The sequence below is a fragment of the Pseudoxanthobacter soli DSM 19599 genome (genome assembly GCF_900148505.1).
GTDB classification, from domain to species: domain Bacteria; phylum Pseudomonadota; class Alphaproteobacteria; order Rhizobiales; family Segnochrobactraceae; genus Pseudoxanthobacter; species Pseudoxanthobacter soli.
In genome coordinates this window covers 67242-80487 of sequence record NZ_FRXO01000008.1, presented here as the reverse complement: position 1 = coordinate 80487, position 13246 = coordinate 67242, and the positions used below count along the sequence as shown (strand labels likewise).

Below are 13246 nucleotides of genomic sequence, written 5' to 3'. Positions count from 1 at the left end.
TTCAAGAGCTTGAGCATAACCTTGGCGTTCAGATCGGTCCGATCTGAACGGCTTATGCTCTAAGGACGAGGAAACGGCCGGCTGAGGAAGGGGGAGCCGGCAAGGCCGAATCGCAGCGGCATGTCCGCCGCGCGGGTGATGCCGATCCGTGGGCCGATCACGATCTCCGGCCGCTCCGCACGTTCGAGGAACCGGAATGGCGGCAGGCGCAGGTCGAGGCCATCGTGGCGACCCTCGATGCCGAGCGCCTGGGTCAGTCGCCCCGGTCCGGAGCAGAGCCGGGACGTCCCGCCGCGCCGCGTCGCCATCGCCTCCAGCCCCGTTTCCGGGGCGAGCGCCCGCAGCAACACGGCGCCATGGCCGGCGCACACCACGTTGAAGCACCAGTGCAGGCCGTAGGAACGGTAGACGTAGGCATGGCCCGGCGGACCGAACATCGCAGCATTGGCGCGCGTCGGTCCGCGGAAGCTGTGGGATGCGGGATCGTCCCGCAGATAGGCCTCGGTCTCGACGATGATGCCGCCGGCGCCGTCGAACAGGAACCGCGCCCCGATCAGCCTTTCGGCCGTCACCACGGCGTCCCCGTCGTCGAACGGGAAGGCCGCGGGGGCGGGAGAGGCTGCAGGAACGGGGAAGGCTGCGGGAACGGGGAAGGCTGGAAGCGTTTCGAGCCGGTCCGTGGCCGCTCCGGCGCCAAGCGCTTCCGGCGAGGTCCGATCAGACCGTCCGGTCGACAACAAACGGCTCCCTGTTCAAGAGCTTGAGCGAGCGCCCCGATCCCTCGGATCGTCTCGCCTGAATGGGATAGGGTCTAACGCAAACGAGCCCCGCACGAAAGGCGCGGGGCTCGTCCGGGTTATTCCGGCCGGCGGATCGCATCCGGCGCTGGATCGGCATGTCGCCGCCTGCCCCATCTCCAGGCGGGCGGCGCAGGTTCCCCGGTCGGGCGCGCACGTTCAAGCGCGTCGGCTCGGCGCGGAGCGGGCTGGTTGAGCCCTCAGTGCTGGCCGCCCTTGCGGCCCGCCTCGGAGGCCCGCTCGCGGTCCTCGGCGAAGTTGCCGGAGCCGCCGCGATGGCCACCCTGCTGCCTGTGGTCGCCGCCGGAGGCCGATTGCTGGCTGCCGCCGCTCCGGCTCTGGTCGCCCTGCTGGCGATTGCCTTGCTGGCGATCGTCCGGGTTGGACGCCGACTGCTGACGGCTGCCGTGGCTGTTCTCGCCACCCTTGCGGCCGGCCTCAGCCGCCAGGTCGTGATCCTTGGAGAAGCTGCGCTTCTCGTCGGGCACGCTCGCGCCGCCCTTGGCCGCGATCTCGCGCTGCTTGTCCTGGTCCATCGAAGCGAAGCCACGATTCTGAGTATTTGCCATTTGTCTTCTCCATCGTCGCACGTTGAGCGTGCGATTCTAGTGAGTTTGAAATGGCCCGGTCCATTGATCGTCCCGGACATCGCAAAAACCGCTGATCACGTCTGGTCGTTCCTGTGTCGTCGGGATGTGTGCGTGACCGAACGGTCGCCCTCGCTTTCTTCAGTCTCCCGCGAATGCGCCCTCATGTCGCCGTTTTCACTGACAACTGGCGGGAAAGAGATCGGATCTGCTTCAGATCCGCCACGAACGCGCCATAGGCCTCATCGCGTGCCATCGGGTCGGGAATGCGCAGAAGATAGGACGGATGCACGGTGATATAGCCGGCTCGGCCGTCGAAGGTGGCCGGTCCCCGGGCCCGGGTCACCGGCACGGCCCTGCCGGCGAGCGCCAGTGCCGCCGTCGCGCCGAGGGCGACCACGATGGCAGGGTGGACAAGGTCCAGCTCTTTCTCCAGCCACCAGCGGTAATGCGCCACCTCGCCGGCGGTTGGCTTGCGGTGGATGCGGCGCTTGCCGCGCGGCTCGAACTTGAAATGCTTCACCGCATTGGTGACGTAGACCTTCCCCCTCGCAATGCCGGCGTCCCGCAGGGCGCGGTCGAGAAGCCGTCCCGCCGGGCCGACGAAGGGGCGTCCTGCGAGGTCCTCCTGGTCTCCGGGCTGTTCGCCGACGAAGGCGATGGCCGCGCCCGGCGGGCCTTCGCCGGGCACGGCCCGTCGCGATCCGGTCACGCCCGGCTCTGCCGCGGCGATGGCGGCATTCAAAGTGGCGAGGTTGGCGAAGTCCCGCGCTGGCGTCGCTGCCGTCGCGGCGGCACGGTCAGGCTCCGATGGGGCTGACGGGTCTCCGGTGCCCATGGCTCGGTCCTCCCTCTGCGGTGCCCGGCGCCTGAGCGCCGTTGCTCGATCAACGCACGGGCGGCCGGTTCGGATCGCGCCCCGTCCGCAACGGCCTGGGAACCGCTGGTGCGCCCGGGCATTCAGGAGAAGGGCAGGGCCGGCCGCACGGACAGAACGAGAGCCGCACATGGGAACGGGCGATATCGAAAAGGGCGACACCAGGGGAACGGGCGATATCAGGATCGGGATCTCCGGGTGGACCTACGCGCCCTGGCGCGGCGCCTTCTATCCCCGGGGACTGCCGCGGAAGCGCGAACTCGCCCACGCCGCCCGGACATTTCGCGCGATCGAGATCAACGGAACGTTCTATGGGCTGCAGACACCCGACATCTTCGCGCGCTGGGTGGACGAGACGCCGGACGACTTCATGTTCGCCGTCAAGGCGCCCCGATTCATGACGCACATAAAGCGCCTGCGCGAGCCGGAGGTGCCGCTGGCGAACTTCCTCGCCTCGGGCGTGCTGCGGCTCGGCGGCAAACTCGGCCCGATCCTGTGGCAGCTCCCGCCGAGCCTTGCCTTCGAGCCGGATGTGCTGGAGGCCTTTCTCGCGGCTCTGCCGCACGACGGCGCCGCCGCCGCCGAACGTGCGAAGAGACACGACGATCATCTCAAGGCGCGCGCGTGGCTGCAGGCGGATTCGGGCTTGCGGCTGCGTCACGCGCTCGAAATCCGCCACGACAGCTTCGTCGTTCCGGCCTTCGTGGAGATGCTGCGCCGGCACGGCGTGGCACTGGTCTGTGCCGATACCGTCGAATGGCCCCGTCTGATGGATGTGACGGCGGACTTCGTCTATTGCCGCCTCCACGGGTCTGAAGAGCTCTATCGAAGCGGCTACAAGGGGGAGGCGCTCGACCGGTGGGCGAAGCGGGTCAGGGCCTGGTCGGAAGGCGCGCCTCCCGAGGATGGCCGCTTCGCGGCCCCCGATCCTGCAAAGCCGGGGCCGCGCGACGTGTTCTTCTTCTTCGACAACACCGACAAGCTCCGCGCGCCGGAGGATGCCCGGGCGCTGATGGAGCGGCTCGGCCAGCCGGTGGTGCCGCAGGAGGCCTGATGGCACGTCCGATCGCGCCCGATCGCCCGTTCCCGCCGCCTTGGGCGGGCCTTCGTCCGTTTCCGACCACGCAACCTGAAGTGTCCGAAATGAACGAATCCGCCGCCTCCGCGTTTTCAGCCTGCCCCCTGCGTTCCGCCGGATGATTGGCGGAACCCGGATTTTCGGGGCAAAGATCGGAGGTTGACATGGATGCAGCCCAATGGGAGCGAACGCTTCGCCAACACAGCCGCGCGGAGGGTCTCGCCGAAACCGTCCGTCTCAAGGCCGGTGAGTCGGTCACCCACGACGACGGCGTTTATTTCCCGATGGATGCCGTGGCAAACCTGACCTTGTGCAAGGAAGCCGCCCACTTTCAGGTGGGTTTTGCCGGCAATGGCGACGTGATCGGCATTCATCGCCTGCTGCTGCCGGATTTCCCGCCTCTCGGCGCCACGGTGATGCGGGGCGGTCAGGCGCTTCGGATCGCGCAGCCGGTTCTGGATGCGCTTCTGGAGTCCGACGCCGTCCTGCGGCAGCGGATGAAGGACTACGCGCTGCGCTCGACCGCGCGGTTCCTGGCGGAGGCGGCGAACGCCGCGACACTCAGCCTCGAGAAGCGGGTGGCGCGGTGGATCTCGCTCTGCCGGGAGGCCGTGGGCTCTGACGAGATCGCCGTCACCCATCAATATATCGCGACCGCGCTCGGCGTTCGCCGTTCCGGCGTGACCGTGGCGCTCCATATCCTGGAGGGCGAGCATATCATCCGCTCCCGCCGCGGGCGCATCGAGGTGCTCGATCCGGAGGCGCTCATCGCCTACTCGGCCGCGGACGAGCAGTCGAACCCCTCGCACCCGGCCTGCCCGTGATGGCGCCGCCCGACGCCCTTCCGGGGCGCCGCGGCGGCCCGGCGGTGGTCGGTCAGCGACCCATCGGAACCGCGCGCGGCGACCATCCGTTCAACGGTGGGAACCGGGAGTTTGATCGATGGCACAGCGCGTCTTCTGGAAGGGCTACCTGAAGCTTTCACTGGTGACTTGTCCAGTCGCGATGACACCGGCGACGTCCGAGAGCAACAAGGTCCGGTTCCACACCCTCAACCGCAGGACCGGCAACCGCGTCGTCAGCCGCTATCTCGATGCAGGCACCGGCAAGCCCGTCGACGAGGACGACGAGGTGAAGGGCTATCCTCGCGGCGAGGACGACTATGTCATGCTGGAGGACGAGGAACTGGAGGCCGTCGCGCTCGAGAGCACGCGCACGATCGATATCGAGCGGTTCGCCCCGGCCGACAGCATCGGCTGGATCTGGTACGACACGCCGCATTACCTCTCCCCGAGCGACAAGGTCGGGACCGAGGCATTTTCCGTCATCCGCGACGCCATGGCCGCGACGGGCACGGTCGGCATCTCGCGTCTCGTGCTCTATCGCCGCGAGCACGCCGTCCTGATCGAGCCGAGAGATCGCGGCATGGTGCTTTGGACGCTGCGCGCGGGCGACGAGGTGCGTGACGAGGCCGTCTATTTCGACCGCCTCGATGCGGATCAGCCCGACGAGGACGGCATCGATCTCGTGACCGCGCTGATCGACGCGCGAACCCGGCTGTGGGATCCGAAGATGGTGCACGATCCGGTGCAGGACCGGCTGCTCGATATCATCGCCGCGAAGCGGGACGTCGGCAAACGCCGCGCCGCTCCGCGTGAAGCCGCACCCGAGCGCCCGGCAGGCGACGTCAACATCATGGAAGCGCTGCGCCGCAGCCTGGCGGCCGAGACCGGGTCGAACAAGCCCGGCGCCGCTGCGCCGGCGAAGAAGGCCGCCCGGGGCGGCGACCGCCGCGCAGCCGGGCGTCGGCGCTGAGGCCGCCTACCCGCGCGGCTCGACCGGCGCCGCCGCCGCCCTGAATCCCTCCCATGGATCGCTGCCGCGCGCGGTGAGCCGCGTCGGGGTGTTGGCGACGGTGAAGTAGGCCGGGCCGACATTGGGATCGAGCTCTTCCCACGTCAGCGGCATCGAGACCGGTGCCCCGGGCCGGGCGCGAGTGGAGTAGGGCGCGACCGCCGTCATGCCGCGCTGGTTGCGGAGATAGTCGACCAGGATCTTGCCCCGCCGCTTCGACTTGGTGATGGTCGCGACATACCGGTCGGGGCTGTCGGCCGCCATCGCGTCGGCAAGCCCCTTGGCGAACGCCTTGATCGCCGGCCATTCGGCCTTCGGCTTCAGGGGCGAGACGACGTGCAGGCCCTTGCCGCCGGAGGTCTTCACGAACGCCGCGAGGCCCGCCTGCTCCAGCCGCGCCTTCGTCTCGCGCGCCGCCTCGATCACCGCGTCCCACGGCACGCCTTCCCCGGGATCGAGGTCCATGGTCAGGGTGTCCGGCCGCTCCCAGTCCGCAAGGGTCGAGCCCCAGGGATGGATTTCCAGCACCGCGGACTGCACGAGCCCGATCAGGCCGTCGAGGTCGTCGATGGCGAGGAAGCTCTGACCGTTCTTGTCCTTGGGGTCCTGCACCTGCCGGATCGCGGCGCCGATGCCCTTCCAGGCGTGCTTCTGGAAGAAGGACGGGCCGGTGATGCCTTCGGGACAGCGCAGCAGGGCCAGCGGCCGGCCGACGATGAAGGGCGCGATGGAGCGCCAGACGGCCGTGTAATAATCGGCGAGCCCTTCCTTGGTGACGCCGGCATCCGGCCAGTAGAGGCGGTCCGGATGGGTGAGGCGCACGGACCGGCGCGGCGGCTTCGCCGGTGCCGCCTCCACCGTCGCGGCTTTCCCGGGCGCGCTCTCCCCCGCGGCTCCCGCCGGCTTCTCCTCCACGATCTCGCGCGCGGGCTTGTCGTCGCGAAGGCCGCGGAACGAGGCGTGGCGCAGGTGGTGGTCGGCGGTCCACGCCCGGAATTCCACTTCGGCCACGAGCTCGGGCTCGACGAAGCGGGCGTGACGGCTCTCCTCGGCTGTGAGCCGGCCCGCGAACGGGCTCGTTTTGCGCGCCATCGGTTCGAGGCGGCGAAACAGGTCCTCCGCGACCGCCGCGCTGAAGCCGGTGCCGACACGGCCGACATGACGCAGTTCGCCATCGTCATAGACGCCGAGCACGAGCGAGCCGATCGCCCGCCGCGAGGTCGAGGACGGCACATAGCCGCCGATGACGAATTCCTGCCGTGCCGAGCACTTGGACTTGACCCAGGTCGCCTTGTCGCCGGCGCGGCCGCGCCCGGAGCGGTAGGGCGCGTCGCGATCCTTGGAGACGACGCCTTCGAGGCTCAGCCGGCAGGCGTGTTGCAGCACCAGCGCGCCGCTTTCCTCGAAATGCTGGCTATAGCGCAGCTTGCCTCCGTCCGCCGGCAGCAGGCGGGCCAGCACGTCCTTGCGCGCCGACAGCGGTGCTCCCGTCAGGTCGTAGCCGTCGAGATGGAGAAGGTCGAAGGCATAGAACACGAAGCGGTCGTTCCGCCCGGCACTCAGGTCCGCCTGCAGCGCCGAGAAGTCCGAGGCACCGGCATCGTTCTCGACCACCATCTCGCCGTCGATCAGCGCGGTCTTCGCCGGCAGCGCCTTGAGGGCGGCAACCACGTCCGCGCCGAACTTCTCGGTCCAGTCGAGCCCGCTGCGGGTCAGGAGCGAGACCTTGCCGTTCTCGATCCGCGCCTCCAGCCGATAGCCGTCGAACTTGATCTCGTGCAGCCAGCGGGCGCCGCTTGGCGCCTTCGCCACCAGCGTCGCCAGTGCGGGCGGGACGAAGTCGGGCAGGGTGGCCTCGCGCGCGCCCTTGAGGGCGGACGAATCGGGTCTTTTCGAGGCCGCCGCGTCGGCTCCGGCCCCGCCATCCGGCGCGGCCGCCTTCCGGCGCGTCTTCTTGGCAGGTGCCTTTGCGGCAGACGCCTTCGAGGCAGAGGTCTTGGTGGTAGCGGTCTTGGTGGTAGCGGTTTTGGCGGCAGAGGTTTTTCCGGCAGAAGTCCTGGCAGGCTCGGCGGAGGTCTTCCCCGGCGCCTTCCGCCGGGTCTTCGGCGCGCCTTCCGCTGCGTCCGCCACCTCGGCGATCGTCCGGCCCGTCTTCACGGACTCGGGGCGTTCTTCCAGCACGTCCACCTGTTCGGCGGTGCGGGCGAACGCGTCCTCCCCCTTGATCAGGAGCCAGTTCTCGCGGGTTTCGCCGGGCTTGCCGTGCATGCGCACGAGGTGCCAGCGCCCGGCGAGCTTGTCGCCGTGCAGTTCGAATTCGAGATGGCCTTTCTTGTAGGCCTTGTGCGGATCGCCGATCGGCGTCCATGTCCCGCGATCCCACACGATCACGGTGCCGCCGCCATACTGGCCCTTGGGGATCGTGCCCTCGAAGCCGCCATAATCGAGCGGGTGATCCTCGACGTGCACCGCCAGCCGCTTCTCTCCCGGAACGAGGCTTGGCCCCCGCGTGACGGCCCAGCTCTTCAGGACGCCGTCCATCTCCAGGCGGAAATCGTAGTGCAGCCGCCGCGCGTCGTGCTTCTGCACGACGAAGCTGCCGCCGGCCCCGGAGGCGGCTCCCTTCGTGCGGGATCTCTGTGTCCGGCCACCGCGTGGTTCCGGCGTGGCGTCGAAGTCGCGCTTGCGGCGATATCGCTCCAGCGGTGCGGGCGTCTCGGCCATGATCTTCCCCCGGGTCCGTTTCCCCTCGCGACGATGTCTTTCGTGCCGGGCGGATCCTGCGCGGCCACGCCTGCCCCGGGTCCCGGGCGCGACCGAGACCTTAGCGTGCCTTGCGCCGTTGCGCGCCCGCTGCCGCCTTCGGCGCGGACCTGGAAGCCCCTCCGGCGCCCCGGCCGTGCCGGGCCCCGGCAGCGGAACTCCTGCGCTCGCCCTTGCCTGCGCCAACGCCGGCGCTCTGGCGCAGGGCGGTCAGCAGATCCGAGGTCGGCGCGGCCTTGGGCCGTGGCGCGGGCTTGATCTTGCGCCCTTCGATCTTGGCCTTGACCAGGTCAGCCAGAGCCGCCTCGTAGCGGTCGGTGAACGTCGAGGGGTCGAACGACCCCGCTTTGGTATCTATGATATGGCGGGCGAGATCGAGCATCTCGCCCTCGATCTTCAGGTCGGGGATGTCGGCGAACGCTTCGGCGGCCGGCCGCACCTCGTAGTCGAAGTTCAGCGTGGTCGCGATCAGGCCGTCGTTGTGCGCGCGGATCATCAGCGTGCGCACCCGCCGGAACAGCACGGTGCGCGCGAGCGCCGCCACCTTGCGCGCCCGCAGACCGTCGCGGATCAGCGCGTAGGCCTCGTTGTCGCGCGCGTCCGCCGGCGCGAGATAATAGGGGCGATCCAGATAGACGTCGTCGATCTCGCCGCACGGGATGAAAGCGGAGATCGAAAGCGTCTTGTCGCTCTCCGGCACAGCGTCTGCGACTTCGTCGGGTTCGAGGATGATGTGCTCGCCGCCGCCGATGTCGAACCCCTTCACCTGGTCGTCGCGTTCCACCGGGGCGCCGTTCTCGCTGTCGACGAAGGCGCGGTGGACGCGGTTTCCGGTCTGCCGGTTGAGGGTGTGGAAGGCGATGCGGTCCGAGGTCGAGGCGGCCGTATAGAGTGCCACGGGGCAGGTCACCTCCGCGACCTTGAGAAAGCCTTTCCAGTTCGCTCTCGGGGCCATGGTCCGCTTCCTGTTCAGGCGCCGGATTGAGGCGCGGGCATGATCGCTGGCAACGGCAGCACGGCCGTTTGGTTCCCGCCGGAGCCGCGTCGGTCTCCAGGGCGCCTTGCGACCGCATCCGACCGGCCTCGACGCGATATGCGCAAGCTTTTGAATCTGGAGCGATTTCTGGTCGATCTGATGATTCCATCCGATCGGAAGGCGCTCTAGCCGGCCGGCGCGCCTGGGCGCGGCCCGGCGACGAGGCGATGCGCCAGCATCCTTAGCGTGTCGGCGTCGCCGAGCACCGCCCGCTGCTCGCGCGTATCGAGCCCGTCGAGCGCCGTGGCCATGTCCCGCGAAAGGCCGATCTTGCCGAGCGCGACCGTGAGCGTGCCGTCGAAGACATCGTTGGCCGGCCGGTCGCGTTCGAGCATGGCACAGTGCGCGGCGAGCAGCGCCGGCTCGGACAGCAGCGCCCGCACGGGATTGTCGCCCGGCGACGCGGCCGCGGCGCCGGCCGTCATGATGGTGCGCAGGTGTTCCGCCGCACGGCGCGCCCGAACCACGATATCGGGCGGCTCCCGCTCCTCCGGCGTCGCGAGCAGTCCTACGCGGGCGAGCCCGGCGCCCGCGCGCCGTGAGCCCGCCGCAGCGGCCACCGGCGCGGCCCCGACGAGGCCGAAGATCACCGGCGACATCCACCAGAACAGCGGCGGCGACACCGCCAGCGCGACGGCGGCGAACACGAGGCCGAGCAGGGTATGGGGCAGGAAGGTCCTGAAGATGGTGCCGAAGCTTTCCCCGCCGTCCTCCCGGCGCTGCGGGTTCCAGCCGGAATCCCGTCCGGCGAGCACTTCCGCCACGGCGCGGGACTGGAACAGCATCATCAGCGGCGCGACCAGTGCCATCAGCACGGTCTCGGCGATAAAGCCGGCGATGAGCCGCAGGCCTCCGCCGAAGCGGCGCCGCACGCGGGGAACGGCGAGCGATACGGCGAGGCTCATCAGCTTCGGCGCCAGCAGCACGGCAAGCGTGCCGAGAAACACGCCGAGCGAGCGCACCGGATCGATCTGCGGCCAGACCGGGAACAGCGTGAAACCTTCGGGAAAATAATCCGGCCGCACGAAGCGGGCCTGAAGCGCCAGCAGAACACCCGCCACGAGGAACATCAGCCACAGCGGCGCCGCGACATAGGAGGCGATTCCCATGCCGAAATGGAGCCGGCTCAGCCAGTGCAGGCCGCGTGTGCCGAGCAGCCGGCCGTGCTGCAGGTTGCCCTGGCACCAGCGCCGGTCGCGCACGGCCGCATCCACCACGGTCGGTGGCCCTTCCTCGTAGCTTCCGGAAACCGCCGGCACCATCACGACGGCCCATCCGCAGCGCCGCATCAGCGCGGCCTCCACGAAATCGTGGCTGAGGATGTCCCCGCCGAGCGGCTTGCGGCCCGGTAGCCGGGGCAGCCCGGCCGCCCGCGCGAAGGCCTCGGTGCGGATGATGGCGTTGTGGCCCCAGTAGTTGCCCTCGCTGCCGTGCCACCACGCGATTCCATGAGCGATCATGGGACCGTAAAGCCCGCCCGCGAACTGTTGCGCGCGCGCCAGCAGGGTGCGTCCCTCCACCAGCACGGGCAGGGTCTGGATCAGCCCGGCGTCGGGGCGGCGTTCCATGGCCGCGGCGAGCGCGACGATGGTCTCGCCGCTCATCAGGCTGTCGGCGTCGAACACGAGCATGTGGTCGTAGCCGCTGCCGAAGCGGCGGACCCACTCGGCGACGTTGCCAGCCTTGCGCTCGGTGTTCTCCCGCCGGCGGCGATAATAGAGCCCGACTTCGCGGCCGCCGTGCCGTTCGGCTGCGATCCGCCGGGCCGCGAGAAAGGCGGTCTCCTCGGCGATCCAGATCGCGCAGTCCGTCGTGTCGCTCAGCACGAAGATGTCGAACGCCGCTTCCTGCCCCGTCTCCGCCAGCGCGTCGCAGGTGGCGAGCACCGTGGCGAAGACCCGGTCCGGCGCTTCGTTGTAGGTCGGAATCAGAATGGCGGTCCGGGAAGACAGCGGCGGTACGGGCGAGGGCAGTGCGGCGACCTCGGCGAGGGTCCCGCTGCCGGACACGATCGAGACGAGCCCCGCGATGGCATTGGCGAATGACAGCGCGATCCAGCCGAACAGCACCGCGAACAGGCCGAGCACGGCGGCCTCCAGCGCCGTCAGCCCGTTCACCGAAAGGGCGAGATAGGTCTCATGGATGCCGAATGCGGTGAGCGCGAGCGCCACCGCGAAAACGAACGCGCGCCTGATCATCATGTGGCGTCCCGCAGCGCGGGGCGCGGCCTCTTCCGGCACGTCGGGGAAGGGCGGCGCCTGCCGTTCCGGGCGCGCGGAAAGGTCCTGCACCGGCATGGGCAGCGGATGGTCCTCCGGCAGCGGCCGGAAGGTCTCCGCGCCGGCCTTGCGACGGGGAGCGGCCGCTACCGGCCGGGGCCATCCCGGGGACGCTTTCAGGAGGTCCATCGGTAGAGCCATGTTTCGGACAGGGGGGAGCCGTCGGCGCGGCGCAGGCCGGCGCGAAGTTCGACCAGGCCCGCGTCCTCGGGCGCGAGCTCGAAGCTGGCACGCCACCCGCCCACGGCGGACTTGTGCACCACGGGATTGAACACCCGGCCGGCCGAGTTCTCGACGACGAGATGGACCGCGGCCTCATCGGTGAGGCCGTCGAGCGCCTTGCCGGTGAAGTCGAGCACGAAGCGGCGGGCACCTTCCACGGTGCCATGACCTGACCGGGTCGCCGCGACGGCGGCAAGCGCGGCGTCGTCCGGCAGTCCGGCCCCCCAGTGAAGACGATAGGTGAGGGGATATTCGCTGCCGGCTTTGATCGGCGCCTTCGGCCGCCAGAACGCGGCGATGTTGTCGTGGATCTCTTCCTTCGTCGGGATCTCGACGAGGATGACGCTACCGTCGCCCCAGTCGCCGATCGGCTCGACCCACAGGCTCGGGCGCGTGTCGTAGCGGGCTTCCAGGTCCTCGAAGTCGGCGAAGTCGCGGGCGCGCTGCATCAAGCCGAAGCCGCGCGGATTGATGTCGGCGAACACCGAGATCTGCAGGTCCTGCGGGTTGGCGAGCGGCCGCCAGATGCGCTCGCCGCGGCCGGTGAGCATGGCGAGGCCGTCGGAATCGTGCACCGCCGGGCGAAAGTCGTCGACGTCCGCCCGGTCGCTCGGCCCGAACAGGAACATGCTCGTCAGCGGCGCGAGGCCGACCTTGTCGATGTCGACACGGGGATAGAGCACCATCTCGACATCGAACACGGTCTCGTCGCCGGGCCGGATCGTGAAGCGGTAGGCCGCCGTCGCGCTCTCGCTGTCGAGCAGCGCGTGCACCACGATGGAGGAGGTGCCCGCCGCGGGCCGTTCCAGCCAGAACGCCACGAAGCGCGGAAATTCCTCCCCTTCCGGCGCCGCCGTCTTCAGCGCGAGACCGCGGGCGGAGAGGCCGTAGTTCTCACCCTTGCCGACCGCGCGGAAATAGCTCGCGCCGAGGAAAACGCAGATCTCATCGAAATAATCTGGCCGGTTGATCGGCGCGTGAAGGCGGAAGCCGGCGAAACCGATATCGCCCACGGCCCCGTTCTTGTCGGGGGAAGCGGCGGCGAGCGGGTTCGGCCCGCCATCGAACAGGAACATCTCCGGGCGGTATCTGACGCTGCTCGCCTTGCCGTCGACCACCTCGAAGATGTCCACGCCGGACTTGTAGAGCCAGCCGCGATGGAAGAACTGGGCCTGGAAGGGCAGGCCGTCGGCGCGCCAGAGCGCCTTGTTAGGATCGAACCGGATCTTGCGATAGCCGTCATAATCGAGGTCGCCGATCCCGGCCGGCATGTCCTCCGCCGGCTTCTGATAGGGTTTCGCCGCACGCTCGCGGGCGAGCTTGCGGACGAACGACCGGTCGAACGGCGTCGCGTCTGCGCCCGCATCGGTGGCCGGTGCCTGTTCGTCGGCTTCCGCTTCCCGCAGCAACGTGCTGCCTCCCCCGGCGAGGGCGGCCGCGGCAAGGCTTCCCAACAGAAAGTCACGACGGCGCACGGCATGGCCTCCTTCGAGAACGGTGATGCGAGAACGTTGACGTTGATGGCGGTGTTCTTGCTGGGATCGGACGGCATCTCCGGCCGGGCGGGCCACGACCACCCCGCGGGGAAAATGCACGGCCGTGCCGATGGTTCCCCGCCGCCGCCGGATCGCGGCCTTCGGGTCGGAAGCGGGGCCAGAACGGGCGCGGCACCGGGGCTACCCCCGCCGTCAGCCCCATCCCGTACGCTGCAAAAGCAGCCGGGCCCGCTGCCGTTGCGCGGAAGCGCGCACGG

At 69.5% G+C, this 13246-nt stretch carries 9 protein-coding genes and 1 pseudogene; 3 read left to right on the top strand and 7 right to left on the bottom strand.

The features are described from left to right. Positions 1–59: 59 nt before the first annotated feature. The 3 genes and pseudogenes from BUF17_RS17485 to BUF17_RS17475 form a co-directional block, all read right to left on the bottom strand. A complete protein-coding gene (locus tag BUF17_RS17485; RefSeq protein WP_073631102.1) occupies positions 60–575 on the bottom strand; it encodes a DNA-3-methyladenine glycosylase in 516 nt (171 codons plus the stop codon). Positions 576–997: 422 nt separating this feature from the next. Beyond that, positions 998–1366 (bottom strand): KGG domain-containing protein, encoded by a 369-nt coding sequence (locus BUF17_RS23520; RefSeq protein ID WP_073631100.1) that lies wholly within the window; start codon positions 1364–1366, stop codon positions 998–1000. Positions 1367–1547: 181 nt separating this feature from the next. Then, a pseudogene (locus tag BUF17_RS17475) lies at positions 1548–2249 on the bottom strand (UdgX family uracil-DNA binding protein); the annotation flags it as partial. A 142-nt stretch (positions 2250–2391) separates the two neighbouring features. On the opposite strand from BUF17_RS17475, the gene BUF17_RS17470 reads away from it, so the two are divergent. The 3 genes from BUF17_RS17470 (at position 2392) to ku (BUF17_RS17460) (ending at position 5154) form a co-directional block, all read left to right on the top strand. Then, positions 2392–3315 (top strand): DUF72 domain-containing protein, encoded by a 924-nt coding sequence (locus BUF17_RS17470; protein WP_073631096.1) that lies wholly within the window; start codon positions 2392–2394, stop codon positions 3313–3315. Between the two features lie 188 nt (positions 3316–3503). Next, positions 3504–4163, top strand: coding sequence for a Crp/Fnr family transcriptional regulator (locus BUF17_RS17465; RefSeq protein ID WP_073631094.1), 660 nt, complete (start codon positions 3504–3506; stop codon positions 4161–4163). 118 nt (positions 4164–4281) lie between these two features. Further along, complete coding sequence (ku, locus tag BUF17_RS17460; RefSeq protein ID WP_073631091.1) at positions 4282–5154, top strand: non-homologous end joining protein Ku; 873 nt, start codon at positions 4282–4284, stop codon at positions 5152–5154. 6 nt (positions 5155–5160) lie between these two features. Here the strand turns inward: ku (BUF17_RS17460) and ligD are convergent, their stop codons facing one another. The 4 genes from ligD to BUF17_RS17440 all read right to left on the bottom strand — a co-directional run bounded on the left by ligD (position 5161) and on the right by BUF17_RS17440 (position 12968). After that, entirely contained in the window at positions 5161–7917 is a 2757-nt protein-coding gene (gene ligD, locus BUF17_RS17455) for a DNA ligase D (protein WP_073631089.1), read from the bottom strand. A 100-nt stretch (positions 7918–8017) separates the two neighbouring features. Next, on the bottom strand, positions 8018–8911 hold the full coding sequence (gene ku, locus BUF17_RS17450) for a non-homologous end joining protein Ku (protein WP_073631087.1): 894 nt from the start codon (positions 8909–8911) through the stop codon (positions 8018–8020). Positions 8912–9117: 206 nt separating this feature from the next. Further along, on the bottom strand, positions 9118–11400 hold the full coding sequence (gene mdoH / locus BUF17_RS17445) for a glucans biosynthesis glucosyltransferase MdoH (RefSeq protein WP_073631085.1): 2283 nt from the start codon (positions 11398–11400) through the stop codon (positions 9118–9120). Beyond that, a complete protein-coding gene (locus BUF17_RS17440; RefSeq protein WP_073631083.1) occupies positions 11388–12968 on the bottom strand; it encodes an OpgD/OpgG family glucan biosynthesis protein in 1581 nt (526 codons plus the stop codon). Before BUF17_RS17440 ends, mdoH begins: the two co-directional genes overlap by 13 nt. Positions 12969–13246 lie beyond the last annotated feature (278 nt).